Below are 26,669 nucleotides of genomic sequence, written 5' to 3' on the forward strand. Positions count from 1 at the left end.
GCGGGAGCAAGCTCCCTCGCCACAACAGCCTGCCAGCCAAAAATAGCTGCCCGCCGGCCACATCAGCCTTACACCACCGCAGCACGGCGCTGCACGAACCGATCGACATACTCATCCGCCGGCGAGTGCAGGATCTCTCGCGGCGTGCCGACCTGAATCAGCTTGCCGTCCTTGAGGATCGCAATGCGGTTGCCGATGCGCACGGCCTCGTCGAGGTCGTGGGTGATGAAAACGATGGTCTTGTGCAGGGTCTTTTGCAGCTCCAGCAACTGGTCCTGCATTTCCGCGCGGATCAGCGGGTCGAGGGCGCTGAAGGCTTCGTCCATGAGGATGATGTCGGTATCGGCCGCCAAGGCTCGGGCCAGGCCGACGCGCTGGCGCATGCCGCCGGAGAGCTGGTGCGGGTATTTGTTCTCGTAGCCTTTCAGGCCGACGGTGTTGATCCAGTGCAGCGCGCGCTCGGCGCACACCTGCTTGCTTTCGCCGCGCACTTTCAAGCCATAGGCGACGTTGTCCAACACGCTCTTGTGGGGAAGCAGGCCGAAGCTCTGGAAGACCATGCTGATCTTGTGCCGACGAAATTCGCGCAGGGCGTCCATGTCCAGCTGCAGGATGTCCTCGCCGTCCACCAGGATGGCGCCGCTGGTTGGGTCGATCAGCCGGTTGAAATGGCGCACCAGGGTGGATTTTCCGGAGCCCGACAGGCCCATGATCACGAAGATCTCGCCGGTGCCGATGCTCAGCGACAGGTCGTTCACGCCGACCACGCAGCCGGTCTCGGCCAGCACCTGGTCCTTGGTCTTGTTCTGGCGGATCAGCGCCAGGGCTTCCTTGGAGCGGTTGCCGAAAATCTTGAAGACATTTTTGACTTCGATCTTGCTGATGACTTCGTTGCTCATTTGCTCACCTCGTGCCGCGGACGACCATAGGCCTGGGTAATGCGGTCGATGACCACGGCGAGAATCACGATGGCCAGCCCCGCTTCCAGGCCGCGCCCGACGTTGAGCGTCTGGATGCCCACCAGCACGTCTTCACCCAGGCCACGGGCGCCGATCATCGAGGCGATGACCACCATCGACAGGGCCATCATGGTGGTCTGGTTGATCCCGGCCATGATGCTCGGCAGGGCCAGGGGCAGCTGTACGCCGAACAGCTGTTGCCAGCGATTGGCGCCAAAGGCGTTGATGGCCTCCATGACCTCGCCATCCACCTGGCGGATGCCCAGATCGGTGAGGCGAATCAACGGTGGCGCGGCATAGATCACCGTGGCGAAAATCGCCGGGACCTTGCCCAGGCCAAACAGCATCAACACCGGAATGAGGTACACGAAGCTGGGCATCGTCTGCATGATGTCCAGCAACGGCATCAGCACCGAACGAAGGCGGTTGCTGCGCGCCGAGAGGATGCCCAGCGGGATGCCGATCATCACCGAGATCAGCGTCGCCACCAGCATCAGGGCGAGGGTCTGCATCAGTTTGTCCCACAGGCCCACCGCACCCACCAGGAACAGCAGGCCGACGATCACCGCCGTAGCGACGACCTTGCGGGTGGCGTGCCAGGCAACGCCGCCGACGATGGCCAGCATCAGCCACCAGGGTGCCATGCGCAGCAGGCCTTCAAGGCTGACGATGGCCCACAGCAACGTGTCGGAGATCTGCCGGAACACATCGCCATAGTTGGTCACCAGGGCGTCGACCCAACCGTTGACCCAGTCGGCGATGGAGAAGGTAAAGCTTTCGGGAAACATAAGAGACTCTCGATCAGGTGGATGCGGTGAACGTCCCGGCCCGCCCTTTGGCTGGCCGGGAAATATTCGACCTACAGAGCCGCGTCGATTTTCTTGGCTGCGTCTTCGCTGACCCAGGCATGCCAGACTTCAGGATGTTCCTTCAGGAAGATCTTCGCCAGTTTCGGCGACTCGATCCGCTCTTTGGCCATGCGGCCGAGGTTCTGGTTCAGGATATCGATCGGCAGGTTGACCTTTTCCAGCACAGCCACCAGCTCCGGGGCTTCGTCGTGGAAGGTCTTGGACAGGCCGACCTTGATGCTCACGCTTTTATCCACGCCCGGTTTTTCTTCCAGTTTCACCAGGTCCACCTGGCCCATCAGCGGCGTCGGCGACCAGTAGTAGAACAGGATCGGCTCGCCACGCTTGTAGCTCGACAGCACGGCTGCATCCAGCGCCGGGCCGGTGCCCGGACGGAAGTTGGTATAAGTCTTTTCCAGGCCGTAGCTCTTCAGCATTTCGCTGTTGTCCAGCTCGCACGTCCAGCCGGCCGGGCAGTTGTAGAAGCGACCCTTGGACGGTTCCTCAGGATCCTTGAACACGGCGGCGTACTGGCCCAGGTCGGCGATGTTCTTCAGGCCTGGCGCCTTGGCTTCCAGCTTGCGCTTGGCATCGCCTTCGATCACGTAGCGTGGCACGTACCAGCCTTCGATGGCCCCCACCACCGGCGCACCGACGCCCACCACCTTGCCGGCCTTCTCGGCCTTGTTCCACACTTCGCTGCGGCCGACCCACTCTTCGGCGAATACCTGGATGTCGTTGCTGCTCAGGGCATTTTCCATGGTGATGGAGTTACCAGGCAGGCTATCGGTCTTGCAGCCGTAACCCTTGTCCAGCACCACTTGCATCACGTCGGTCAGCAGCATGCCGCTTTCCCAGTTCAGGCCGGCGAACTTCACCGGTTTGCCCGACTCGCACCAGCCTGCCGCTTGCGTGGCGCCGGCACTGGCCAGCAGGCCCATGGACAGCAATGTGGTCAGCAGGGTCTTGTTCGATTTCATTATGTGACGCTCCTAATCAGTTGGATTGGCTTACGGCAGTCAAGAGGCATCCAGCCCTGTCAACGTCCCATCAGACCGCTTGGATGCGGCCCGCCCTGCTCGGTTGTGCGTCAACCGCGTCCTGCTCGACCGGCAGGATCAATTGATCGGGTACGGCGCTGTGCCATTTTCTAGCGATGACGTAGTACAGCACCGCCGGAACCACCAAGCCGATGATCCACGAGATATCCACACCGCCCATGGCTTCCACCAGCGGACCGGTATAGAACTTGGTGGCGATGAACGGCAACTGGACCAGTACGCCGAAGACGTAGACGCTGATACCCAGTGCGTTCCAACGACCGTAGCGACCGTTCGGATCGGCGAGTGCCGGCACGTCATAGCGCTCGCGGGTTATGCAGTAGTAGTCCACCAGGTTGATCGCGCTCCAAGGCGTAAAGAACGCCAGCAGGAACAGGATGAAGGACTTGAACGCACCGAGGAACGAGTGCTGGCCGAGCAGCGCGATCAGGGTCGCGGCGCCGACAATGAACAGCACGAATACCAGGCGTTGCACCCGCGTTACGTTCAGGTGACCACGGAAACCGCTGATGATGGTCGCAATGCACATGAAGCTGCCGTAGGAGTTCAGCGTGGAAATGGTGACCTTGCCGAACGCGATGCTGAAATACAGCAGCGCGGCGGTGGCGCCGGTGCCACCCAGGCCAACGATGTAGGCCACTTCGTGGCCGGCGAACTGCCCGTTGGCCGAGGCGGCGGCAAACACACCGAGGATCATCGCCACCTGCGCGCCGATGACTGAACCTGCGCCTGCGGCAAAGAAGGTTTTCACCGAGGACGTCTTGCTCGGCAGGTAACGCGAGTAGTCTGCGACGTAGGGGCCGAAGGCGATCTGCCAGGAGGCCGCGAGCGACACCGCAAGCAGGAAACTGCTCCAACTGAAGTGGCGGATCTGCAGGAGTGCGCCCACATCCGTATGGCTGATCAGGCGAGCGAACAGGTAAACAAAGGCGATCACACCGATGATGCTGGCGACACGGCCGATCCAGTGAATCACCCGATAACCAAGCACCGTGACCAACACGATGACACTGGCGAAAATGAGGATGCCGACACTGTCGCTGACGCCAAACAACTGGCCCAGCGCCTGGCCGGATAGCACGGTGCCCGTTGCGGTGAAACCCAGGTACATCAGGCACACCAGCACGATCGGGATGGCCGCGCCATATACACCAAACTGCACCCGGCTGGAGATCATCTGCGGCAGCCCGAGCTTTGGCCCTTGGGCGGCGTGCAACGCCATGACACCACCGCCGAGCAACTGGCCGATCAGCAAACCGATCAACGACCAGAACACATCACCCCCCAACACCACCGCCAACGCACCGGTGACAATGGCGGTGATCTGCAGATTGGCCCCCATCCAGAGGGTGAACTGGCTAAACAGATGACCGTGTCTTTCCCCTTCCGGGATGTAGTCGATCGAGCGCTTCTCGATCAACGGCTTGCTGCTATCGCGTGTGCTGGTGACAGCCATGGTTCAACCTCTGTGGATTGTTCTGGTTCGAACGATGCTCTTATTTGTGGGAGCGAGCCTGCTCGCGATGAGGCCGACACATTCGATACATGCGTTGGCTGACAGGCCGCCATCGCGAGCAGGCTCGCTCCCACAGTTTTTGCACTTACTTGCCAGTGATCATCGGCAGGTTGAGGCCCTGCTCCTTCGCGCAATCGATCGCGATCTGGTAACCGGCGTCGGCGTGGCGCATCACGCCAGTGCCCGGGTCGTTATGCAGTACGCGAGCAATCCGTTCGGCCGCTTCGTCGGTGCCATCGCAGACAATCACCATGCCCGAATGCTGGGAGAAGCCCATGCCGACGCCGCCGCCGTGGTGCAGCGAAACCCAGGTCGCGCCGCTGGCGGTGTTGAGCAATGCGTTGAGCAGTGGCCAGTCGGAAACGGCGTCGGAACCGTCCTGCATGGATTCGGTTTCGCGGTTCGGGCTGGCCACGGAACCGGAGTCCAGGTGGTCGCGGCCGATGACGATCGGCGCCGACAACTCGCCGCTGCGGACCATCTCGTTGAACGCCAGGCCCAACTTGGCGCGTTGGCCCAGGCCAACCCAGCAGATCCGCGCCGGCAAGCCTTGGAAGCTGATGCGCTCGCGGGCCATGTCCAACCAGTTGTGCAGGTGGGCGTCGTCGGGGATCAGTTCCTTGACCTTGGCGTCGGTCTTGTAGATGTCCTGCGGGTCACCGGACAGCGCCGCCCAACGGAACGGGCCAATGCCGCGGCAGAACAGAGGACGGATGTAGGCCGGGACGAAACCCGGGAAGTCGAATGCGTTTTCCACGCCTTCTTCCTGGGCCATCTGACGGATGTTGTTGCCGTAGTCGAAGGTCGGCACGCCCATTTTCTGGAATTCGAGCATCGCTTTGACGTGGACGGCCATCGATTGCTTGGCGGCCTTCACCACGGCGGCGGGTTCAGTCTTGGCGCGGGCACGGTATTCGTCCCAGGTCCAGCCGGCAGGCAAGTAACCATTGAGTGGGTCGTGGGCGCTGGTCTGGTCTGTGACCATGTCCGGGCGCACACCACGACGGACCATTTCTGGCAGGATTTCAGCCGCGTTCCCACACAGTGCGATGGAAATCGCCTTGCCTTCGGCGGTGTATTTCTCGATGCGCGCCAGGGCGTCGTCCAGATCCTTGGCTTGTTCGTCGACGTAACGGGTTTTCAGGCGGAAATCGATACTCACCTGCTGGCACTCGATGTTCAGCGAGCACGCACCGGCCAAAGTCGCGGCCAACGGTTGCGCGCCGCCCATGCCGCCGAGGCCGGCGGTCAGGACCCAGCGGCCCTTGAGGTTGGAGTCGTAATGCTGGCGGCCGGCCTCGACGAAGGTTTCATACGTGCCTTGCACGATGCCCTGGCTGCCGATGTAGATCCAGCTGCCGGCGGTCATCTGGCCGTACATGGCCAGGCCCTTGGCGTCGAGCTCGTTGAAGTGTTCCCAACTGGCCCAGTGCGGCACCAGGTTGGAATTGGCGATCAGTACGCGCGGGGCGTTGCTGTGGGTCTTGAACACGCCCACCGGCTTGCCGGACTGCACCAGCAGGGTTTCATCGTCATTCAGATGGGTGAGGCTTTCGACGATCTTGTCGTAGCACTCCCAGTTGCGCGCCGCGCGCCCGATGCCACCGTAGACCACCAGCTCCTTGGGGTTCTCGGCCACTTCCGGGTCGAGGTTGTTCATCAGCATGCGCAGCGGCGCTTCGGTCAGCCAGCTCTTGGCGGTCAGCGTGTTACCGCGAGGGGCACGGATTTCAACGTCACGGTATTTTTCAGGTTTGCGGGTAGCGTCGGTCACAGCAAAAACTCCTCAGCGATCAATCCAGACCAGCCCGGGCAGTGGGCAGCGATTAAGCGAACGTAGCGTTGAATGCAGAGGACTCATACGCATACGTCTTTACTTGTATGTACAAGCATATGCAATCAAGCGGCCAACTTGTTGAAGGGCTAATCAAGAAAAATTGAAGAATCGGCGAGAAGCCTCGTAATAGAAGGGCCGCCAAGCTGCATGAAATTTTTGGAGGAGGTTTTTGGGAAGCAATCAGAAGGGCATAAAAGCGTGGTATTGCGCCACGCTGGGGCGTTCGGTAACAAGTTGGTGCGCCAGAAGGAACAACGAACACACCTTTTGTGGCGAGGCGCCTTAGTGGGCCGTCAGCTCGATCACGCAGCATTGGCCGTGGGTGGTGATGTCCAGCAGCCCAGCGTTACCGCTCAGTTGCAGGCAGTCATAAAGCCCCAGTGCCTCGACAGTTTCATCCATCTTGACCCTCAGCGTCGGAGCGGCACTGAACACCAATACCGTTCCCGCCTCGCTGAAAAAACGCTGCTGGCCGCCCAGCCATTGCAGCCGCGCGCGGTAACGTTGCGGCGCGTAGATCAGGTTGAAGTCGCGAATCGGCCCCTCCAGCAGCGTGCACTGCACTTGGCTCTCGCCGCTGAAGGCAAAGGGATCCAGCGAATGCAGCGGCCGCGTGGCGTGGCCATCGACAGTCAGCGTCATGCCGCCACCTTGCAAGACCGTGATGATCCGTTCGTAGCCAGCGAAGGTGGAAAAACCACCCGATTCACCGATATCGGCAATGGACAGGCGCCAGCCGAAACCTTCCAGGCCGGTGCCGGCATCGCGGGTGATTTCCTCGGTGCTGCCACCGCCGTTTTTCCACGGCATGGACGGGTAATCCGCTGCGCGTAAAACCTTCAATTGGCTCATTTGTGGAAACGCCCTTCCAGACTGTGACGCGAGCCCGGATGGATCAGGCGTGCGGCGGTCACCGGCTGGCGCCCTGACCAGGTACGGCGACGGATCAACAGGCACGGCTCGCCCCGCTCGATCTGCAACAGCTTGCATTCACTCGGCTCCGCCAGGATCGCCTCGACCACATGCTCACCTTCGGTCAGCGGCGCAACCTGGTTCAGGTAGGCATAAGGCGTTTGTTGAGTGAAGTCCTGCTTGAGGTAATCAGGCGCCACCAGCGCGTTGACGAAACGGTCCTCGATTTGCACAGGAATGTCGTTTTCGAAATGCACGATCAACGAATGGAATACCTTCTGGCCTTCGCGCATGTCCAGGGCCAGCGCCCGCTCGGAACCGGCGGCCTCTTCTTCCAGGGTGATGACCTTGCACGTATGGCGATGACCACGGGAGGCGATTTCATCCGCAATGTTATGCACTTCGAACAGTGCGGACTGGCTCTTGGGTTCGGCGACGAACGTGCCGACGCCTTGCATGCGCACCAGCAAGCCATCAGCGGTCATTTCCCGCAGGGCCCGGTTGATGGTCATGCGGCTGAAGCCCAACTGGCTGACCAGTTCGCTTTCCGATGGCACACGGTAATGTGGCGGCCAGTTTCCACTGTCGATCTGCTGGGTGATCATTTGTTTGACGCGGGCGTACAAGGGCGCCGGACTGTCACCCATGGTTGCGGCCAGCGGCGGTTTGGCAGGCGGAGTCGGCACGGCGTATTCCTGTTCTGCGAATGTTGATGACTAGCTTGCCGGAGTTTACCGGGCAGGCAAACGTCTGTATATGTATATACAAATTACACGCAACGAGGTTCAACCGATGTCCGCCTTCTTTGCCGAGCGTGCGCTGCTGCCTGATGGATGGGCCAATGATGTACGCCTCGAGGTCAACGCCGAGGGCGTCTTGACCCATGTCCAGGCCGATTCCCACGCAAACGGCGCCGAACGGCTCGGCGGTCCCCTGCTCCCGGGCATGCCGAACCTGCATTCCCATGCGTTCCAGCGGGCCATGGCCGGGCTGGCGGAAGTGGCGGGCAATCCCAATGACAGTTTCTGGACATGGCGCGACTTGATGTACCGCCTCGTCGGAAAAATCAGCCCCGACCAGCTCGGCGTCATCGCCCGACAGCTTTACATCGAAATGCTCAAGGCCGGCTATACATCGGTTGCCGAATTCCATTACGTACACCATGACACCGACGGCAGACATTACGCCGATCCGGCCGAACTGGCCTTGCGTATCAGCCAGGCCGCCGGTGAAGTGGGCATTGGCTTGACGCTGCTGCCGGTGCTTTACAGCCATTCCGGTTTTGGCGGCCAAGAGCCCAACGACGGGCAGCGCCGGTTCATCAACAGCACCGAAAACTACCTGAAGCTTCAGTCACGCTTGCAGCCGATCCTGGCCGGGCAACCGTCCCAGGCGTTGGGCCTGTGCTTCCACTCGCTGCGCGCCGTGACACCCGGGCAGATCCACGATGTGCTGGCCGCCAGCGACCGCGATTGCCCCGTGCATATCCACATCGCCGAACAGCAAAAGGAGGTTGACGACTGCCTGAGCTGGAGCGGCGCGCGTCCGCTGCAGTGGCTGTATGAAAATGCCGAGGTGGATCAACGCTGGTGCCTGGTTCATGCCACCCACGCCAATCCACAGGAAGTCAGCCTGATGGCCAAGAGCCGGGCAATTGCCGGTCTGTGCCTGACCACGGAAGCCAACCTGGGTGACGGAATTTTTCCGGCCGTGGATTTCCTAGCCCAAGGCGGGCGGATGGGCATCGGCTCTGACAGCCATGTGTCGTTGAGCGTCGTGGAGGAATTACGCTGGCTGGAATACGGCCAGCGGCTGCGGGACCAGCGCCGCAACCGGTTGTACCGAACGGATCAGCCGATGGTCGGGCGTACCCTGTATGACGCCGCACTGGACGGTGGCGCCCAGGCGTTGGGCCAACCGATCGGCGCATTGGAAGTCGGCAAGCGCGCCGACTGGCTGGTGCTCGATGGCAATGATCCTTACCTGGCCACGGCGACCGGTGACGGCATTCTCAATCGTTGGCTGTTTGCGGGCGGCGATCGCCAGGTGCGCGATGTGATGGTCGGCGGAAAATGGCAGGTTCGCGACGGCCGTCATGCCGGCGAAGAAGAAAGCGCCCGAGCGTTTACCCGGGTGCTGCGCGAACTGCTGGGCTGACGACAATTCAATGTGGGAGCGAGCTTGCTCGCGATAGCGGGTTTTTCCATCAACATCTATGTTGACGGTAAAGGCCTCATCGCGAGCAAGCTAAGCTCCCACAGGTGTTCTACTACATCAGTCCGAAGTCTTGGCCATCTGCCGGTCCGACGCACGCCAGACCAACCGCGTCGTGTCGTAGCCCTGCTGGCGCGCCTTGCTCAGCAGTTCTTCGCGCACATCGACATTGACCGTTGGCGTGCGCGACAGCAACCACATGTAACGCCGGCTCGGATCGCCAACGATGGCGGTCTTGTAGTCATCGCTGACATACAAGACCCAATATTCTCCCTTCGCCACACCCGGCAGGATCCGCGAGAACCAGGTGTCGAATTCGACCCAGAGCTTGTCGGTCTTGCCTGGCACCTGCGGGTAAGCGGTGCCCCGGGCTTCTTCCCACTTCCAATCGGAAGTCAGGCAGCGGTTGAACACATCCACGTTGCCGTCGGGCTTGAGTGTGTAATGGGCTTCGGATTGCGCGCAGTTGCGCTGGAAATACATCGGTAGGCGGGCCAGCTCGTACCAGGTCCCTTGGTAACGCTTGAGATTGACACTGTTGACGGTCTTGGGCGCCAACGGGTCTACGCCAGAAGTGGCACAGCCGGCCAATACCAGGCCAGCCAAAAGCACAAAAACTAACCGCATCATTATTTTTTTCTCCCGTGGGCGCTTGGCCCCGGTTTACTTCAGGTTACTTCAGGCCTTGGCCGGAAAACATCAACACTTTGTCACCGGCGTACTGCACGCTGATAAAGCTTTTCTGGTCGCCCCAGGTGCAGCTGGACATGCCGAGCGCGCCCGAACAGTCAGTCGGCTTCCCCAGCAACGTCTCGACTTCGGCCTTGGGCATGCCCGCCGACAGCTTCGAGTAGTTTTCCTGGTTGACCTTGCTGCATGCGGTCAATACGACGCACATGAACAGCAGGGCGATAGATCGCAGCGACATGGTGTAACTCCTGGAGCGGAAGGGAGGTGGCAGGGTGCCAACCTGAACCTTAGAAGAGAAAACCCCTATCTGGTTCCCCGACGCCCCCAGTATTTATTGGTTGTCCCGAGGGTAATCGACGGGTGAAACAATCGAACTGTGACGCCGTCGTGCCTTTCGTCGGGATGAGTCCATCGACGCCTGATGCGCTGGGCCTGCGGGCCGATAAAAAGTAACAGCGTAAAATCCTGTGTTATGGCAAATTGACGCCCCTTTTTGACCCGTCCCTCCGCGGTAGCGTTCTTAATGACCAGAAACATGAAATTCAGCCACAAAATCCTGTTGGCTGCCGCCCTTGTGGTGGCCGTCGCATTCGCCTGTTTCATCCTGTTCAACGATTACCGCCAACGACAAAGTCTGTATTCCAGCACCGAGACCTCCATGCAGGAGCTCGGCAGCCTGACCAGCCGCAATATCCAGACGTGGGTAGAAGGCCGGATCCAACTGCTGCAATCGCTGGCCCAGCAAATCGCCATCGATGGCAGCAGTGCCGACAGCCTGAAACGCGCGGTGGGCCTGCCTGCCTACACCGGCAATTTTCAGCTCAGCTATTTTGGCGGCACCGACGGCGTGATGTTTTCGGTGCCGGCCGGCAATCGCGCCGCCGACTACGACCCGCGCGCCCGTGGCTGGTACAAGGCCGCCAACAGCGCCCAACAGACCATCGTCACCGAACCCTACATCGCCGCGTCTTCGGGCAAGCTTGTGATCACCGTTGCCACGCCGGTACAGCGCCAGAACCAGATGATCGGCGTGACGGGGGCGGACATCGACCTGACCAGCGTCAGCGCCATCATCAACTCGCTGAACTTCGGCGGACATGGCCATGCGTTCATCGTCAGCGCCGATGGCAAGATCCTCGTCCACCCTGACAGCAAGCGCGTGCTCAAAACCCTCGCCGAGGCCTATCCCAACGGTGCGCCGCAAGTCAGCCCGGGCATGAAGGAAGTCGAGCTCGACGGCAAGACCCAGTTCATTTCCTTTACCCGAGTCGCCGGCGTACCCGGCGCCGACTGGTACGTGGCACTGGTGCTCGACAAGAGCGCGGCGCTGGCGATGCTCAGCGAGTTCCGCACCTCGGCCCTGATTGCCATGGTCATTGCCGTGGTGTTCATCATCGCCCTGCTGAGCATGCTCATCCGTGTATTGATGCAACCGCTGCTGATCATGGGCCGCGCCATGCACGACATCGCCGAAGGCGAAGGCGACCTGACCCGCCGCCTGACCATCCACGGCCATGATGAATTCGGCGCGCTGGGCACTTCGTTCAACCGTTTCGTCGAGCGTATCCACGCTTCGATCCGCGAAGTGGCTTCCGCAACGGGCCAGGTCAATGAAGTCGCCCTGCGTGTCGTCAGCGCCTCCAATTCGTCGATGTACAACTCCGACCAGCAAGCCTCGCGCACCAGCAGCGTGGCCGCGGCCATCAACCAGCTTGGCGCCGCCGCCCAGGAAATTGCCCAGAATGCCGCCCTCGCCTCGCAGCACTCCAGCGAGGCCCGCAACCTGGCCGAAGATGGCCAGCAAGTGGTGGATAAAACCATCACGGCGATGCAACAGCTGTCAGCCAAGATCAGCGATTCTTGCGGCAACATCGAAACCCTGAACAGCAACACGGTGAACATCGGCCAGATTCTCGAAGTGATCACCAGCATTTCCCAGCAGACCAACCTGCTTGCCCTGAACGCCGCCATCGAAGCGGCCCGGGCCGGTGAAGCCGGTCGCGGCTTCGCGGTCGTCGCCGACGAAGTGCGCAACCTGGCCCACCGCACCCAGGATTCGGCGCAGCAAGTGCAGAAGATGATCGAAGAGTTGCAAGTCGGCGCGCGGGAAGCGGTGCTGACCATGACCGATAGCCAGCGCCAGAGCGAAAGCAGCGTCGGCATCGCCAACCAGGCCGGCGAACGACTGGGCAGCGTGACCCAGCGCATCGGCGAGATCGACGGCATGAACCAGTCCGTGGCCACCGCCACCGAAGAACAGACCGCCGTGGTGGAATCGATCAACGTCGACATCAATGAAATCAACACGCTGAACCAGGAAGGCGTGGAAAACCTGCAAGCCACCTTGCGGGCCTGTTCCGACCTGGAACAGCAGGCGGCGCGGTTGAAGCAGTTGGTGGGCAGTTTCCGGATCTAACGCCTGGAAGGGCCCCATCGTCGAATCGCCGCCCGGAGCGAGCTTGCTCCGGGCGGCGATCCGACAATAGCGGCATCAGCCTCGCAAAAAATTCAGAACCTGGACCCAGGCCTGCTCAAGAATTCCACTTCCTCAGCCGTGGACTCACGCCCCAACACCGCATTGCGATGGGGAAAACGTCCGAACCGGGCAATGATCTTCTGATGCCGTTCGGCATAATCCAGGTTGTCTTCGAACACCGCGCGCTGCGCCTCGGGTTGCTCCCGGACCAGCTCGATGAACCGAGACACGGCTTCGTTCTGCACCGCGAGGTTTTCGCAATGTTCGAGGACGAGGTAGATGAAGACACGCTGAATTGGCCGCAGTTGCTGGTCGAAACCTGCCGTCAGGCCTTGGGCCACCAACGCTTGGGCACGCAAGTCGCCGGAAAAGCTTTTGGGCGTGTTGCGAAAGATCATACGCGGGAGTTGATCCAGTAGCAGCACCAGGGCCAGCCAACCTTCCGGGCGTTGCGCCCAATCGGTCAATCCGCCGGCCAGTGCTTGCTCGACCTGTTCGCCGAAGCGCTCTTGCGCCTGGCGATCATGGCCTTTGCCAAACCACAGCTTGCCCTTGTCAGCCGCTATTTCGTCCGGCGTTTGGGCTGTGCCAAACCACCAATCGAGCAACGGCTGCCAAGGCCCGGTCATGGTTTACTCCTTGTGGTAAGCCGTGGCGCGTGCCACTTCTTCCTTCGAACCGAGGAATACCGCAACTCGCTGGTGCAGGCCCTCAGGCTTGATGTCGAGGATGCGCTGGCGACCGTCGGTGGAAGCGCCACCCGCCTGCTCTACCAGGAACGACATCGGGTTGGCTTCGTACATCAGGCGCAGCTTGCCCGGCTTGGACGGCTCGCGGCTGTCGCGCGGGTACATGAACAGACCGCCTCGGGTCAGGATGCGGTGTACATCGGCAACCATCGCAGCCACCCAGCGCATGTTGTAGTTCTTTTTCAGCGGGCCTTCTTCACCGGCCAGCAACTCGCTGACGTAGCGCTGTACCGGGGCTTCCCAGTGACGCTGGTTGGACATGTTGATGGCGAATTCCTGGGTGGTTTCAGGAATGGTGATGTCTTCGTGGGTCAGGACGAAACTGCCCATCTCGCGGTCCAGGGTGAAGCCTTTCACACCGTCGCCCAGGGTCAGCACCAGCATGGTCTGAGGACCGTAGATGGCGTAACCGGCGGCGACTTGCTCGGTGCCGGGCTGCAGGAAGGCCTTTTCATTCAAGGCTTCGTTCTGGCTCAGGTATTCGTTCGGGCAACGCAGTACCGAGAAGATTGTGCCGACCGGCGCATTGATGTCGATGTTCGACGAGCCGTCCAACGGGTCGAATACCAGCAGGTAGGCGCCTTTCGGGTATTTGCCCGGGATCTGGTAGGCATTGTCCATTTCCTCGGACGCCATGCCGGCCAGGTGACCGCCCCACTCGTTGGCTTCCAGCAGGATTTCGTTGGAGAGCACGTCGAGCTTCTTCTGCACTTCGCCCTGCACGTTTTCGGTGCCCATGCTGCCCAGGACACCGCCCAGCGCGCCCTTGGACACGGCGTGGCTGATCTCCTTGCATGCACGCGCCACCACTTCGATCAAAAAGCGCAGATCGGCAGGGGTATTGTTGCTGCGGGTCTGCTCAATCAAATAGCGACTCAAGGTAACGCGGGACATGGACGGCTCCGAAGAATAGGGGGCGGAAAACCCGCGCAGTTTAGCGCGAGTCGGGACTTAATTCCTCCTATGAGACGGGATATGGAGGATTGAGTTCACGGGGTGGGGCCCGCTTGGGTATTTATGTTGATTGACAAGGCGCCATCGCGACCAAGCTCGCTTCCACAAGTTGACCGAGTTGCTCTAACGAATGCGGTCTATTGTGGGAGCGAGCTTGCTCCGGGCGGCGATCCGACGATGAACACACCTCAGTTCTTGACCGGCGGCTTGCGCAACAGGCTGAACGCCATCGCCGCGAGGAACAGCACGCTCAGTAGCAACACCGCCCACAAGCCCATTTTCTTCCAGTTGGTGTCAACGACCGCAGGCACCGCTTCAACCGTTGGCGTCGACGTAGTGGTTCCGTTCACCTTCGCCGCACCAAGCGCCGCCAGGCGTGACGGTTTGTAATCCGGAATCAGCGTGGTCAACGGCAAGTTGGCCGCCTTTACCGTCGCGCTGCCCAGTGCCAGCTGGTATGGCCCTTCGCCCCGTGCCAGGAACACCACCTGGGTCGCCCGCACGGCAAAACGCAGCGCAGGCGCTTCGGTGCCCAGACCGCCGCCGCGCTCGTCCACCGTCAGCTTCAATTGTTGAACGGTCTGGCCTGACAACTGCAGCTGGTTTTGCTGCACGTCCTGACCGTTCTGGGTCAGGCGATAGAGCAAGCCACCGCCCATCGGCTGCCACGGATGGCTGCTTTCACGGCGACCGGCCAGGGTCACCGGCGCCAGGCTGTTGGCCTGGCTGAGCTCCACCTGCACCTGCTCGATGTCCAGCCCCATCGGCAACTGCCATGTGTATTCACCGACCTTCGTCGTGTTGCCGGCAAGCGGTTGCGACCAGACCAACGGCAGCGGCAGGCTTTCGCGGCTGGCGCTTTGCAGTTGGGCTGAGGTCAGCACCGGCGCCGAAGACGGCGAATCCCACAGCAACCGCAAGTACCGCGCCGATTGCCCGGGCAGGTTCACTTCGTGCTGCTCGACCCGCTCATCGGCAAATGTCAGCCGGGCGACCTGCCCTTCCCCCCAGGCCTGCCAATGCTGCAAGTCATCGCTGGCTTCGATGGTGAAGCGCTGGAAGCCGTCGCGCTCGCTGGTCCAGTCGAGAATCAACTGCTGCAACGGTGCCTTGATTGCGCTGGCATCGAGCAGCCAGCCGCGCAGTTCTTCTTCCCCCGCTTCGAGTCGGCTGGACGGCTGCACTTGCACCAACGTGCCGTTGGCGTTCGATTGCACCCGCACGCTGGGCGCGCGCTCGCTGTCGTCCGCGGCGTTGTACAACGGGAACCACTTCACATCGGTGAGGGTGCGATTCTCCCGGCTCTGGGCCGACTCGCGCACCAACGCATAGGCCTGGGCCTGCCCGGCGGCGTTGAAGACCCGCAGGTCACTGAGGTCGGTTTGCCGCGCCTGCAACTGGACGTCCAACGGTAACGGCAAGCGATACCACGGCCCCTCGCCGCTCAAGGCCAACGGCACCTGATGGGCAAAATCCTGCGGTTGCTCCTGCGCCGTCGCCGACAAGGCTGCCCACAGCCCGACCACGCCCAACCCGATTCGACTCAACTTGCGACTCAAGACGACACTCCCTCACTGACAGGCATCGGCGGCTCGGCATCGGCGGCCGGCTCCGGACGTTTCGGTGGCAGCGGCGCAAAATAGCCGACCACCAGCAACAACACGCCCACGCCAATAAACGACACGATCCGCGCCAGACCGCCACGGTTACTCAATTCGACGAAGAACAGCTTGGCCACGACGACAGCAATCAACGCGGCGCCGATCAGCCACACCTCACGGCGATGGCGCAGGTGACCGCCGATCATCAGGCCCAAGGCAATCAAGGTCCAGACGATGGACAGACCGGCCTGCACGAACATGGATTCAAGCAACGCATCCAGTTCGTACGCAACCCCCATCCACTGGTGCGCACAGCGCATCACCACGGCAGTGAAGAACGCGAACAGCGACACACCGGCGGTCAACTGAGCGATATGCCCGACGCGACTCCAACGGTTTGTCGACTGCTCCACGGCGTTGCGGGCCCACACGTAAATACCGAACAAGGCGAACAGCAGGCCCAGCTCCAAGGGATTGAGCAACGGCACATAGGGCAGTGGCTCAGAGTTGCCGTCACTGAAGGTGTTGGTCAGCCAGAACCAACCGAGCATCAACAGCGCCATCGGTGCCGCCGCGTAGACGCGGTATTCGCGCGGTTGAGCCGATACCGGCCAGGGCAAGGTGCGCGGCGTTGACACCAGCACCAGGTAAAGGCTCGGCAGGATCGCCCAGGCCAACCAGCGCCAGGCGTTGTATTGCTCAGACAGCAACAGCAGGCCGTAACGCAGCTCCAGCATCAACACCGTCATCAGCAGCCAGCAGCCGAGCACATGAGCTGTACTGCGCGCCTGGGCCGGCAGTATCGGCGCGAGCCGTTTCAAGGACATGAAATGCACGGCGAACACCGCAAGCCAGGCCAGCCAACCGAAATCCGCCGCCGGGTGGTAACGGCTGTGCCCGGTCGCCACCAGCACACAGCACGCCGCCGGGATCAGCAAGGTGCCCAACAGCCCCAGCGCCGGCCATTTCAAACGCAGCGACAAGACGCTCCACACCGCCACGCTGGCCGCCGCCACCATCAGCAACAAGCTGCCTTGCAGGTTGGCCGGGGCAAAGCGCAGCACTTCGCTGACCCATGCCAGCGCCCACCAACCGGCACCCCAAATCAGCAACAGCTCGGACAGGCGCCGCAAACTCAAGGCGTCGAGCTCCTTCGCCGAATGCGCCCGTTGCAGCCGCCATGCACCCACCAGCGCCGCCAGTCCCAGAACCAATGGTGTCCAGAAACCGCTGTGGGCCAGCGGGCGAAGATCCTCGGCATCGAGCGCCCCCAACAGCGCCGGCCCCGCAGTGAGGAACGCCGCACCGCCCAGCAATTGCAGCAGCAAGCCAAAGACAAAACTCACCCGCTGCTTCAGGTACAGGCTCAACCAGATGATCAACAGGCCGCTGGCCGCCCACACGCCGCTCGCCGTTTGCCAAGGCAGGACGAAGAGCACCGCGAGATTGATCAGCACCAGTCCCGCCAGCAACACCACCGACAAGCCACGCAGCAACCGCACATCGTTGCGCACCATGTCGTCGCGCGCCGCCAGCAGCATGCCGCCGATCAATGCCAGGCCAATCAGCGAAGCACTGAGCAAACCGCTCCAGCCAGCGCTGAACACGGCCGTCGAATCCCCGTCCGCACCTTGCAGGCGCACCAGGAACAACGCACCGCCCAGCAGTTGCACGGCGAACGCCGTAAACAAGAAGCTACGTGATTGCAGGCGCAGGCCAACGAACAGCGTCGCCAGGCCGGCCAATGCCCAGGCGATGGCGGTGCCGTGGGTGGAGAAGAACAGCGGAGCCAGCAAATAAAGGAAGCCTAGGCCCAGCACCGCCAGCACGGGTTGGCCCTGGCGCTCCCAGCTCGCGATATGGTCAGGCTCTGCCTTGCGCAACTGATAGAAGCTGAACAGCAAGGCACCACCGAGCATCAACGCACCCAGCCACGAACCTTCCAGCAGGCTGCCTTCACCTGAATGCAATTCGCTGACGAAGGCCAGCGCCGAACCCAATTGCAGCAACAGGGCAAAGACTCGCGCGAAGGGCCGTTGTTGGCGCAGGCCCAGCCAAAAGATGCCGGCGCCCTCCACCGCCCATGCCGCGGCAGTCCAACGGGCATCGAGGCCGAGCGGAATCGCCAGACTGCTGAAAATCACGCCCAAGGCGAGGCAGGTTTCAGCCAGCAGCACGGCGCGACCGCCCATCAATACGCGGGCCAGACCCATGTAGATCATGCCCAGGGCCAAAGCACTGAACGCTGCGGCGAATTCCAGGTGCTGGACCAACGCGAACTGCAAACCGAAGCCTACCAATGGAGGGCCGAACAGCATGCTGCCATCGACGTAGTCACCCTTGCGGGCCGACCAGCGCAACATCGCATCGCGGCTGTCATCGTCGGGTCCATCGCTCATTTCCATCAGCTTGCGCCGGGTGAACAGCAAGCCGATCACCAAATACATCAGGAAAAACACAATGAGGAACGGTTCGGTGCTCCACAACAATTCCGGCGTATAGGAACGCAAACCCCAGGCGAAACCAATGCCGAAAGTACCAACAAAGCCAATCAGGTTGAGCAGGCGCCAGGCTTTGAACCAGGCAATCGCGAGGATGCCGGCGTTGAGCAGGATGAAATAGCTGAACAGCCCCACGTGGTTGCCACTGCCGGTGGAGGTGAGGATCGGCGCGGCAAACCCGCCCAGCGCCGCGGCCGCCGCCAGGCCCATGGCATTCTGGGTGACCGCCAGGATCGCCGAGAACACCGTGACCGCCACCAACAAGGCCAGCGCTGCCTTGGAATCGAGCAATGGATGCAGGCGCATGGCGGCAAACACGGTCAGGTACAGCACCGCAATGCCCGTGCCTTGGAGCATCAATGCATAACTGTTGTTACGTTGGCGCAACCACCAGCCCAGGCCCAACAGGCCCAGCGCGCTGGCCGCGACGCCGGCATAGCGCAATTCGACCGGCACCACCATGCCTTCGGTGGCGTAGCGCAACAGGAATGCCAGGCCGAGGAATAACAACACCACCCCGACCCGCAACACGGTATTACCGCCGAACAGCCAGTTGCGCGCGGCGGTGATGGCGCGATCGAACAGATTCGGGCCACGGGGAAACGCAGGCGCAGGCGACGTCGATTCAAGGGGCAACGGCGCAAAGTCACGATTGGAGGGACGGCTGGAAGCGGCCGGCGCAGGGCTCCAGATTTCATCAGGCAACGGCTGGTTGGCCTGGGTGCTCATGACGGAGATGGGTTCGAGGTCTGGCGGCAGTTCCCAGACCAGCTCCGGCTCGGTGCGGGTCTCGGGTTTTGGAGCCTGGGGCGCGACGGCCTCGGCCGCCGGCGCCGGGTCACTCGGCTGGGCGGCCTTGCCGCGTTCGAGCACCGCCAGCCGCGCTTCCAAGGTGAGCAGACTCTGCTGGGCCTCTTGCAACAGGATCTGTTGCTTGGCCGCCTGGATACCCAAGCGTCCCAGTCGAAACGACTGGGCGATGCCGAGCCCGACCAACGCGCCTATCAGCGCATCGGCGAACGACTCGTCCACCACCCAGCCGAGTGCCAGGCCCAACAGTGTCAAAATCCATTGCATATGGTCGATATCCCTAAGCGGCCCCTAGCGGGCATGACCGGGAGGATGCGGTGCCTGGATCAGTCTAGTGGAAACCCCAAAACCCTGTGGGAGCGAGCTTGCTCGCGATGGCGTCGTTTCGGGCGACAGTGATCTTGCCTGACATGCCGCTATCGCGAGCAAGCTCGCTCCCACAGTGGATCGTTGGCGCTTCCAGTACTGAATCCGGCTTCACAACCCGGCGAATCAGGCGCTTAGTATATCGACGAAGCCCAACCGTCGTTGGGCTTCGCTCACATTTCTCGCAAGCGTTATTCCAGCGCTTTCCAGATATCGGTGGCGTATTCGCGAATGGTCCGGTCCGAGGAGAACCAGCCCATGCGCGCGGTGTTGAGCACCGCCGAGCGCCACCATTGCTTGGAGTCGTGCCACTTCTCTTCGACCTTCGCCTGGGCGTTCCAGTAGGCGTCGAAATCGGCGCAGACCAGGAAGCGGTCGTAGTCCACCAGCGAATCCACCAATCCGGTGTAGCGCATCGGATCGTCCGGGGAGAACACCCCGCCCCGAATCGCCTGCAACACATCGTTGAGGCGATGGGAGGCGGCGATGTCCGGCGCGGCGCTGAACTCACCGTTGCGCTTGCGCGCTTCCACCTGCTCGGCGGTCAGGCCGAAGATGAACATGTGCTCATCGCCGACGCGCTCGTGCATTTCTACGTTAGCGCCATCCATGGTGCCGATGGTCAGCGCGCCGTTGAGGCCGAACTTCATATTACTGGTGCCCGACGCCTCGAAACCGGCGGTGGAAATCTGCTCCGACAAGTCCGCCGCCGGAATGATGCTTTCGGCCAGGCTGACGTTGTAATTGGGCAGGAAAACCACTTTGAGCAGACCGCGCACGGTCGGGTCGTTGTTCACCACCCGGGCGATGTCGTTGGTCAGCTTGATGATCAGCTTGGCCTGGTGGTAACTGGCGGCGGCCTTGCCGGCGAAGATCTTCACCCGCGGTACCCAGTCCACTTCCGGCTCGGCACGAATCGCCTGGTACAGCGCCACGGTGTGCAGCAGGTTGAGCAACTGGCGTTTGTATTCGTGGATGCGCTTGACCTGCACGTCGAACATCGCCGCCGGGTTGACGGCGATGCCCAGGCGCTCGTGAATCAAGTAGGCCAAGGCTTTCTTGCTGTGCAGCCGCTGCTCGGCGAACTGCTTGCGGAACGCCGGCTTGTCGGCGAACGGTTCCAGCTCGATCAGCCGTTCCTCGGGGTTGTCGAGCACGCCTGGCCCCAGAGCGTCGACCATCATCGAGGTCAATTCGGCGTTGGCCTGGAACAGCCAGCGGCGGAAAGTGATGCCGTTCGTCTTGTTGTTGATTCGCTCTGGATAGAGCTTGTGCAGCTCGGAGAACACCGTGCTGCGCATCAACTGGGTGTGCAACCCGGACACGCCGTTGACGCTGTGGGAGCCGAGGAACGCCAGGTTGCCCATGCGCACCCGGCGACCGTTGTCTTCCTCGATCAGCGACACCGAGCGCAGCACGTCGAAATCATGCACGCCCTTGGCCCGCAGCGAATCGATGTGCTGGGCGTTGATCAGGTAGATGATCTGCATGTGCCGAGGCAGCATGCGCTCCATCAACCCTACCGGCCAGGTTTCCAGGGCCTCAGGCAGCAACGTGTGGTTGGTGTAGGACAGTGTGTCCTGGGTGATCTGCCAGGCCGCGTCCCACGCCACATCGTAGACGTCCACCAATTGGCGCATCAGCTCGGCCACGGCAATGGACGGGTGCGTGTCGTTGAGCTGGATCGCCGCGTGATCGCCCAGGGTCAGCACCGAGGTGTGCATGTTGCGATGACGACGCAGCAAGTCCTGCAGCGAAGCGGCGACAAAGAAGTACTCCTGGCGCAGGCGCAGCTCCTGGCCGGCCTCGGTGCTGTCGGCCGGATACAGCACGCGGGAAATACTTTCGGCCCGGGCCACTTCGGCTACGGCGCCGAGGTGGTCGCCGGCATTGAAGCGCTCCAGGTGCAGCTCTTCCATGGCCCGGGCGCGCCACAAGCGCAAGGTATTGACGCTGGCGCCACGCCAGCCGACCACCGGCGTGTCATAGGCGATGGCCCGCACGGTTTCGGCCGGGGACCACACCTGGCGAGTCTTGCCGGCTTCGTCGGTGACGGTTTCGACGCTGCCGCCAAAGCCGATTGGGTAGACGACTTCAGGCCGCTCGAACTCCCAGGGGTTGCCGAAATCCAGCCAGTGCTCGGTCTGCTCCTGTTGCCAGCCATCGACAATCGCCTGGCGGAACAAGCCGTGTTCGTAACGAATACCGTAGCCATGACCGGCGATACCCAGTGTCGACATGCTTTCCATGAAGCACGCCGCCAGACGGCCAAGGCCGCCGTTGCCCAGGGCCGCGTCGGGCTCCAGCAGGCGAATGCGTTCCAGGTCGACACCCAGCTCGGTCAGCGCTTCGCGGGCGGTGTCCAGCAGGCCGAGGTTGCTCAGGCTGTCGTAGAGCAGGCGGCCGATGAGGAATTCCAGGGAGAGGTAATAGACACGCTTCTGGCCCTTGCGGTAAATCTGCCGCGTGTGGTCCATCCAGTGTTCGACCATGTGGTCGCGGGCGGCAAGGGCGATGGCTTCGAACCAATCGTGATCAAACGCATGATCGGGATCCTTGCCGACGGCATAAGTGAGTTTGGTCAACACAGCGTCGCGAAATGCCGCAACCTCAGCTTCGCGAACAAGTGGTTCTTGAGTCATTGATGAGACCTCGAACGAGCATGGAATTGTCTGAGCCTAGTCGGTCTGACAGACGGTAAAGGCTCTTGGTTCGGTGGTTTTTCCGTCGGCGCCGGAGAATCGTCGCCAAGGAATTGCCGATGGACGAATGAATGCAGGGGCCGTGCCGGTAAGGGCGGGTTTTGTCGGGACGCAAAAAAAACCGGCAGATGGTCGTTCAAAATTTCACCAGTCCCGGTATGATCGCGCGCCCTGATGCATGCTGGTACACGCCGATGATGAAGCCCAACCTGATCGCCGCCGCGGAGATCGACCGACTCGATACCTGGGCCAAGTACTCCGCCCCGATGTGCGGTTCCTGCGTGTCGAGCTGCTGCACGCTGCCGGTGGAGGTGAAGATCAAGGATCTGATCCGGATTGGCATCGTCGATGAGTTCGAACTGGGCGACCCGCCGAAGAACATCGCCAAGCGCCTGCAAAAGGAAGGGATCGTCGAGCGCTACAACCAGAAATCGGAAATCTTCACGTTGCAACGCATGAGCAACAACGATTGCCTGTACCTGGACCGAAAGAGCCGGCTGTGCACCATCTACGAGAAGCGCCCGGACACCTGCCGCAACCATCCACGGGTCGGGCCACGGCCGGGTTATTGCGCGTACAAGCCCAAGGAAGTGGAGCGCGAGCGCAATCCTCGGACGTTGGATCGGTTTTGATCGACTGATGGTTTAGCGGTGACTGGCCTACCGCTATCGCGAGCAAGCTCGCTCCCACAAGGAATCTGTGCCTGACGCAAAATTTGCGCCGAATAGAGCTCCCCTGTGGGAGCGAGCTTGCTCGCGAAGGGGCCCTGGAAGGCGCCACATAAATCCCAGGCACAAAAAAACGCCCCCGGTCTCACAACCGGGGGCGTTTTTCATTCAGCCTGGGCTAAATCAGGCCTTGGCTTTCTTGGCGGCGCGGGTACGCTCGCTTTCGTCCAGGATCTTCTTGCGCAGGCGGATCGACTTAGGCGTCACTTCGCACAGCTCGTCATCCTGGATGAATTCCAGGGCCTGTTCCAGAGTGAAGCGAACAGGTGGAACCAGGGCGATGGTTTCGTCTTTACCCGAAGCACGCATGTTGTCGAGCTTCTTGCCCTTGGTAGGGTTCACGCCCAGGTCGTTGTCACGGCTGTTCAGACCAACGATCTGGCCGCCGTAGATTTCCTGGCCGTGCTCGACAAACAGCTTGCCACGCGCCTGGAGAGTTTCCAGGGAGTAGGTCAGTGCCTTGCCGGTTTCAACCGATACCAGAACGCCATTCTGACGGCCGGACATGTCGCCCGACTTCATCACGTCGTAACGGTCGAAGATCGAGGTCAGGATGCCAGCACCGTTGGTCAGGGTCAGGAACTGGTTACGGAAACCGATCAGACCGCGAGCAGGGATGTTGTATTCCAGACGTACACGGCCTTTGCCATCCGGCACCATGTTGGTCAGGTCGCCCTTACGCAGGCCCATCTCTTCCATCACCTTGCCCTGGGATTCTTCCGGCAGGTCGATGGTGACGTTTTCGAACGGTTCGTGCTTCACGCCGTCAACCAGACGGATGATCACTTCCGGACGGCCTACAGCCATTTCGAAGCCTTCGCGACGCATGGTTTCGATCAGTACCGAAAGGTGCAGTTCGCCACGGCCGGAAACCTTGAACTTATCAGCCGAGTCGCCTTCTTCAACGCGCAGTGCAACGTTGTACAGCAGCTCTTTGTCCAGACGTTCCTTGATGTTACGGGACGTCACGAACTTGCCTTCTTTACCGCAGAATGGCGAGTCGTTGACCTGGAAGGTCATGGAAACGGTCGGCTCGTCGACGGTCAACGGCTTCATCGCTTCAACGGTGTCCGGGTGGCACAGGGTGTCGGAGATGAACAGCGAGTCCATACCGCTGATGCAGACGATGTCGCCGGCGGCAGCTTCTTCGACGTCAACGCGATGCAGGCCATGGTGACCCATCAGCTTCAGGATACGACCGTTGCGGCGCTTGCCGTCGGCGCCGATAGCCACGACCGGGGTGTTCGGCTTGACGCGACCACGGGCGATACGGCCAACACCGATCACACCCAGGAAGCTGTTGTAGTCCAGTGCCGAGATCTGCATTTGGAACGGACCGTCACGGTCAACGGCCGGTGCAGGTACGTTGTCGACGATCGACTGGTACAGCGGGGTCATGTCTTCAGCCATGTCGGTGTGGTCCAGACCGGCAATGCCGTTCAGGGCCGAGGCGTAGACGACTTTGAAGTCCAACTGTTCTTCGGTGGCGCCCAGGTTGTCGAACAGGTCGAAGATCTGATCCAGAACCCAGTCCGGACGCGCGCCTGGACGGTCAACCTTGTTGATGCACACGATCGGACGCAGGCCGGCTTCGAAGGCCTTCTTGGTCACGAAACGGGTTTGCGGCATAGGGCCGTCCTGGGCGTCAACCAGCAGCAGCACGGAGTCGACCATCGACATCACGCGCTCTACTTCACCACCGAAGTCGGCGTGGCCCGGGGTGTCCACGATGTTGATGTGGTAGCCGTTCCAGTTGATGGCGGTGTTTTTCGCCAGGATGGTAATACCGCGCTCTTTTTCCTGGTCGTTGGAGTCCATCACGCGCTCGTCGTTGAGCTCGTTGCGCTCCAGGGTGCCGGATTGACGCAAGAGTTTGTCTACCAGGGTGGTCTTACCATGGTCAACGTGAGCAATGATGGCGATGTTGCGTAGATTTTCGATCACTTGTGTATCTCGATCAGAGGATTCGGTGTGCTGACAGGTCGTGGCAGCGATTTACAGTAGAGTCCGACAGTTACAGCGTGTCGGCGGCGTCGGGGGGCCGGTGACGCAGGCCACAGGCAAACAGCCCCGGGCACTTAGCTCGGTCGATAAACGCGCACATTGGCATGCCCCTCACTGAGCAAATGGTGAGCATGCAGGCGACTCATCACGCCTTTGTCGCAATACAGCAGGTACTGGCGAGTAGGGTCCAGTTCCTTGAAACGCGCGTTCACTGCATAGAACGGCATCGTTTGTACCTCGACGCCGGCGATACTCAGCGGGTCGTCCTCAGCATCGTCCGGGTGACGGATGTCGATGATGATCTGACCGGCCAGCGCTTCGCCGACTTCTTCAATCTGGATGTCCTGGCCCAATTCGTCGATGACCCGATCGATCGGTACCAGCCTGGCGTTCTCGATCGCGCGCTCGAGTACCGCCATGTCGAATTCTTTCTCTTCGTGCTCCACGCGCCCGCGCTTGGCCGCCGTCTTCGGATTGACCGAAATGACCCCGCAGTACTCGGGCATGTGCCGGGCGAAATCGGCGGTGCCGATCTCGTTCGCCGTGTCGATGATGTCCTGCTTGTGGCTGGCGATCAGCGGGCGCAGCACGAGTTTCTCGGTCACGCAGTCGATCACCGACAGGTTCGGCAGCGTCTGGCTCGATACCTGGGAAATCGCCTCGCCGGTCACCAGCGCGTCGATGTGCAGGCGGTCGGCGATGCTCGTCGCGGCACGCAACATCATACGCTTCAAAATGACGCCCATATGACTGTTATCGACTTTGCCGAGAATCTCGCCCAGGACTTCTTCGAACGGCACGCTCACAAATAACACGCGCTGGGAGCTGCCGTACTTCTTCCAGATGAAGTGCGCCACTTCCATCACGCCCAGCTCATGGGCGCGCCCGCCGAGGTTGAAGAAGCAGAAATGGCTCATCAGGCCGCGACGCATGATCTGGTAAGCGGCGACGGTGGAATCGAAGCCACCGGACATCAGCACCAGCGTCTGCTCCAGTGACCCCAACGGGTAACCGCCGATGCTGTCGTGCTGGCTGTGGATCACGAACAACCGCTGGTCGCGAATTTCGATGCGCACTTCAACCTGCGGATCTTTCAGCGAGATCCCGGCGGCGCCGCACTGCCGGCGCAATTGGCTGCCGACATAACGTTCCACGTCCATGGAACTGAACGGGTGCTTGCCGGCGCGCTTGCAGCGGACCGAAAAAATCTTGCCGGCCAGTGCATCACCATAATGGAGCATGCACTTGGCGAGGATATCGTCGAAGTCCCCCAGCGGGTACTCGTCAACTTGCAGGAAATGCGCGATGCCCGGCATGCAGCTCAGGCGCTCGGTCATTTCCTTCAGCAGCTTGGGTTCGCTGACGCGGGTTTCCAGTTCGAGGTTGTCCCACACACCGTTCACCACCACGGCCGGGTCCAGGTCACGGAGCACGGCACGGATGTTCTTGGCCAACTGGCGGATGAAACGCATCCGTACCGGGCGGCTCTTGATGGTGATCTCGGGGAAGACTTTTACGATTAGTTTCATGAAAACAGCGCGCGAACGGCCAGCCGAAAAAGGGGGGCGCGGATTATAGCGGAAATTGCTCAAGGTTTAACCAGTTTATGTGCAGATGGTTTTGCATGCACCAAAACGGGTCATTATCGATTAACGGCGCCACATTGCAGTGCGTTATTGTCTGACAATCTTTGATTTGCGCCTGTAAAAGCGTGGATTTGGTGCAAAAAACCCATGGTGGG

19 protein-coding genes are annotated in these 26,669 nt (G+C 61.2%); 3 read left to right on the forward strand and 16 right to left on the reverse strand.

Going from position 1 to position 26,669, the window contains the following annotated elements:
• Window positions 1–68: 68 nt before the first annotated feature.
• From DOCECA_RS20520 to hutC, 7 genes are all read right to left on the reverse strand, one after another.
• Entirely contained in the window at window positions 69–899 is an 831-nt protein-coding gene (locus DOCECA_RS20520) for a quaternary amine ABC transporter ATP-binding protein (protein ID WP_434649244.1), read from the reverse strand.
• Window positions 896–1,747 carry an ABC transporter permease gene (locus DOCECA_RS20525; protein WP_420767009.1) on the reverse strand — a complete coding sequence of 284 codons (852 nt, stop codon included), beginning with the start codon at window positions 1,745–1,747 and terminating at the stop codon, window positions 896–898. The genes DOCECA_RS20520 and DOCECA_RS20525 overlap by 4 nt, the downstream gene beginning before the upstream one ends.
• Window positions 1,748–1,818: 71 nt before the next feature.
• Complete coding sequence (locus DOCECA_RS20530) at window positions 1,819–2,787, reverse strand: ABC transporter substrate-binding protein (RefSeq protein WP_434627985.1); 969 nt, start codon at window positions 2,785–2,787, stop codon at window positions 1,819–1,821.
• A 70-nt stretch (window positions 2,788–2,857) separates the two neighbouring features.
• Complete coding sequence (locus DOCECA_RS20535) at window positions 2,858–4,324, reverse strand: purine-cytosine permease family protein (protein WP_420767007.1); 1,467 nt, start codon at window positions 4,322–4,324, stop codon at window positions 2,858–2,860.
• 145 nt (window positions 4,325–4,469) lie between these two features.
• Window positions 4,470–6,158, reverse strand: coding sequence for a urocanate hydratase (hutU, locus tag DOCECA_RS20540; protein WP_420767006.1), 1,689 nt, complete (start codon window positions 6,156–6,158; stop codon window positions 4,470–4,472).
• 345 nt (window positions 6,159–6,503) lie between these two features.
• Window positions 6,504–7,073: a HutD/Ves family protein gene (locus DOCECA_RS20545; protein ID WP_434649247.1), complete on the reverse strand. Its 570-nt coding sequence runs from the start codon at window positions 7,071–7,073 to the stop codon at window positions 6,504–6,506.
• Window positions 7,070–7,780, reverse strand: coding sequence for a histidine utilization repressor (gene hutC, locus DOCECA_RS20550; RefSeq protein ID WP_305501386.1), 711 nt, complete (start codon window positions 7,778–7,780; stop codon window positions 7,070–7,072). The genes DOCECA_RS20545 and hutC overlap by 4 nt, the downstream gene beginning before the upstream one ends.
• 145 nt (window positions 7,781–7,925) lie before the next feature.
• Between hutC and DOCECA_RS20555 the strand changes: the two genes are divergently transcribed.
• Complete coding sequence (locus DOCECA_RS20555; protein WP_445570995.1) at window positions 7,926–9,290, forward strand: formimidoylglutamate deiminase; 1,365 nt, start codon at window positions 7,926–7,928, stop codon at window positions 9,288–9,290.
• Window positions 9,291–9,407: 117 nt separating this feature from the next.
• Here DOCECA_RS20555 and DOCECA_RS20560 read toward each other — a convergent pair whose 3' ends face one another.
• Entirely contained in the window at window positions 9,408–9,977 is a 570-nt protein-coding gene (locus tag DOCECA_RS20560) for a lipocalin family protein (RefSeq protein ID WP_420767003.1), read from the reverse strand.
• A 43-nt stretch (window positions 9,978–10,020) separates the two neighbouring features.
• On the reverse strand, window positions 10,021–10,275 hold the full coding sequence (locus DOCECA_RS20565; protein ID WP_003186715.1) for a hypothetical protein: 255 nt from the start codon (window positions 10,273–10,275) through the stop codon (window positions 10,021–10,023).
• 285 nt (window positions 10,276–10,560) lie between these two features.
• Here DOCECA_RS20565 and DOCECA_RS20570 point away from each other — a divergent pair, with 285 nt between their 5' ends.
• Window positions 10,561–12,453, forward strand: coding sequence for a methyl-accepting chemotaxis protein (locus DOCECA_RS20570; RefSeq protein WP_445570996.1), 1,893 nt, complete (start codon window positions 10,561–10,563; stop codon window positions 12,451–12,453).
• Between the two features lie 92 nt (window positions 12,454–12,545).
• On the opposite strand, the gene DOCECA_RS20575 is transcribed toward DOCECA_RS20570, so the two are convergent.
• The 5 genes from DOCECA_RS20575 to DOCECA_RS20595 all read right to left on the reverse strand — a co-directional run bounded on the left by DOCECA_RS20575 (window position 12,546) and on the right by DOCECA_RS20595 (window position 22,136).
• The gene (locus tag DOCECA_RS20575; RefSeq protein WP_445570997.1) at window positions 12,546–13,142 is read right to left on the reverse strand and encodes a DUF924 family protein; all 597 of its coding nucleotides are present in this window, start codon (window positions 13,140–13,142) and stop codon (window positions 12,546–12,548) included.
• Between the two features lie 3 nt (window positions 13,143–13,145).
• Complete coding sequence (locus DOCECA_RS20580) at window positions 13,146–14,156, reverse strand: class 1 fructose-bisphosphatase (protein WP_420767001.1); 1,011 nt, start codon at window positions 14,154–14,156, stop codon at window positions 13,146–13,148.
• Window positions 14,157–14,404: 248 nt separating this feature from the next.
• Window positions 14,405–15,775, reverse strand: coding sequence for a DUF3999 domain-containing protein (locus DOCECA_RS20585; protein WP_445570998.1), 1,371 nt, complete (start codon window positions 15,773–15,775; stop codon window positions 14,405–14,407).
• Window positions 15,772–19,395, reverse strand: a complete 3,624-nt coding sequence (locus DOCECA_RS20590; protein ID WP_445570999.1) for a DUF2339 domain-containing protein — start codon at window positions 19,393–19,395, stop codon at window positions 15,772–15,774. The genes DOCECA_RS20585 and DOCECA_RS20590 overlap by 4 nt, the downstream gene beginning before the upstream one ends.
• 290 nt (window positions 19,396–19,685) lie before the next feature.
• Window positions 19,686–22,136: a glycogen/starch/alpha-glucan phosphorylase gene (locus DOCECA_RS20595; protein ID WP_445571000.1), complete on the reverse strand. Its 2,451-nt coding sequence runs from the start codon at window positions 22,134–22,136 to the stop codon at window positions 19,686–19,688.
• A 254-nt stretch (window positions 22,137–22,390) separates the two neighbouring features.
• On the opposite strand from DOCECA_RS20595, the gene DOCECA_RS20600 reads away from it, so the two are divergent.
• Complete coding sequence (locus DOCECA_RS20600) at window positions 22,391–22,828, forward strand: YkgJ family cysteine cluster protein (RefSeq protein ID WP_024778075.1); 438 nt, start codon at window positions 22,391–22,393, stop codon at window positions 22,826–22,828.
• Between the two features lie 219 nt (window positions 22,829–23,047).
• On the opposite strand, the gene typA is transcribed toward DOCECA_RS20600, so the two are convergent.
• Together typA and thiI are read right to left on the reverse strand one after the other, a co-directional pair.
• On the reverse strand, window positions 23,048–24,868 hold the full coding sequence (typA, locus tag DOCECA_RS20605; RefSeq protein WP_420766323.1) for a translational GTPase TypA: 1,821 nt from the start codon (window positions 24,866–24,868) through the stop codon (window positions 23,048–23,050).
• A gap of 134 nt (window positions 24,869–25,002) precedes the next feature.
• The gene (gene thiI, locus DOCECA_RS20610; RefSeq protein WP_420766324.1) at window positions 25,003–26,457 is read right to left on the reverse strand and encodes a tRNA uracil 4-sulfurtransferase ThiI; all 1,455 of its coding nucleotides are present in this window, start codon (window positions 26,455–26,457) and stop codon (window positions 25,003–25,005) included.
• Window positions 26,458–26,669: the final 212 nt, after the last annotated feature.

It is taken from the genome of Pseudomonas sp. E102 (genome assembly GCF_052660185.1).

What these genes read in the sequence shown, in the direction of transcription:
- DOCECA_RS20520 (WP_434649244.1), bottom strand. Translation starts at nt 899, where the DNA reads ATGAGCAACGAAGTCATCAGCAAGATCGAAGTCAAAAATGTCTTCAAG.
- DOCECA_RS20525 (WP_420767009.1), bottom strand. Translation starts at nt 1,747, where the DNA reads ATGTTTCCCGAAAGCTTTACCTTCTCCATCGCCGACTGGGTCAACGGT.
- DOCECA_RS20530 (WP_434627985.1), bottom strand. Translation starts at nt 2,787, where the DNA reads ATGAAATCGAACAAGACCCTGCTGACCACATTGCTGTCCATGGGCCTG.
- DOCECA_RS20535 (WP_420767007.1), bottom strand. Translation starts at nt 4,324, where the DNA reads ATGGCTGTCACCAGCACACGCGATAGCAGCAAGCCGTTGATCGAGAAG.
- DOCECA_RS20545 (WP_434649247.1), bottom strand. Translation starts at nt 7,073, where the DNA reads ATGAGCCAATTGAAGGTTTTACGCGCAGCGGATTACCCGTCCATGCCG.
- hutC (WP_305501386.1), bottom strand. Translation starts at nt 7,780, where the DNA reads ATGGGTGACAGTCCGGCGCCCTTGTACGCCCGCGTCAAACAAATGATC.
- DOCECA_RS20555 (WP_445570995.1), top strand. Translation starts at nt 7,926, where the DNA reads ATGTCCGCCTTCTTTGCCGAGCGTGCGCTGCTGCCTGATGGATGGGCC.
- DOCECA_RS20560 (WP_420767003.1), bottom strand. Translation starts at nt 9,977, where the DNA reads ATGATGCGGTTAGTTTTTGTGCTTTTGGCTGGCCTGGTATTGGCCGGC.
- DOCECA_RS20565 (WP_003186715.1), bottom strand. Translation starts at nt 10,275, where the DNA reads ATGTCGCTGCGATCTATCGCCCTGCTGTTCATGTGCGTCGTATTGACC.
- DOCECA_RS20570 (WP_445570996.1), top strand. Translation starts at nt 10,561, where the DNA reads ATGACCAGAAACATGAAATTCAGCCACAAAATCCTGTTGGCTGCCGCC.
- DOCECA_RS20575 (WP_445570997.1), bottom strand. Translation starts at nt 13,142, where the DNA reads ATGACCGGGCCTTGGCAGCCGTTGCTCGATTGGTGGTTTGGCACAGCC.
- DOCECA_RS20580 (WP_420767001.1), bottom strand. Translation starts at nt 14,156, where the DNA reads ATGTCCCGCGTTACCTTGAGTCGCTATTTGATTGAGCAGACCCGCAGC.
- DOCECA_RS20590 (WP_445570999.1), bottom strand. Translation starts at nt 19,395, where the DNA reads ATGCAATGGATTTTGACACTGTTGGGCCTGGCACTCGGCTGGGTGGTG.
- DOCECA_RS20595 (WP_445571000.1), bottom strand. Translation starts at nt 22,136, where the DNA reads ATGACTCAAGAACCACTTGTTCGCGAAGCTGAGGTTGCGGCATTTCGC.
- DOCECA_RS20600 (WP_024778075.1), top strand. Translation starts at nt 22,391, where the DNA reads ATGATGAAGCCCAACCTGATCGCCGCCGCGGAGATCGACCGACTCGAT.
- thiI (WP_420766324.1), bottom strand. Translation starts at nt 26,457, where the DNA reads ATGAAACTAATCGTAAAAGTCTTCCCCGAGATCACCATCAAGAGCCGC.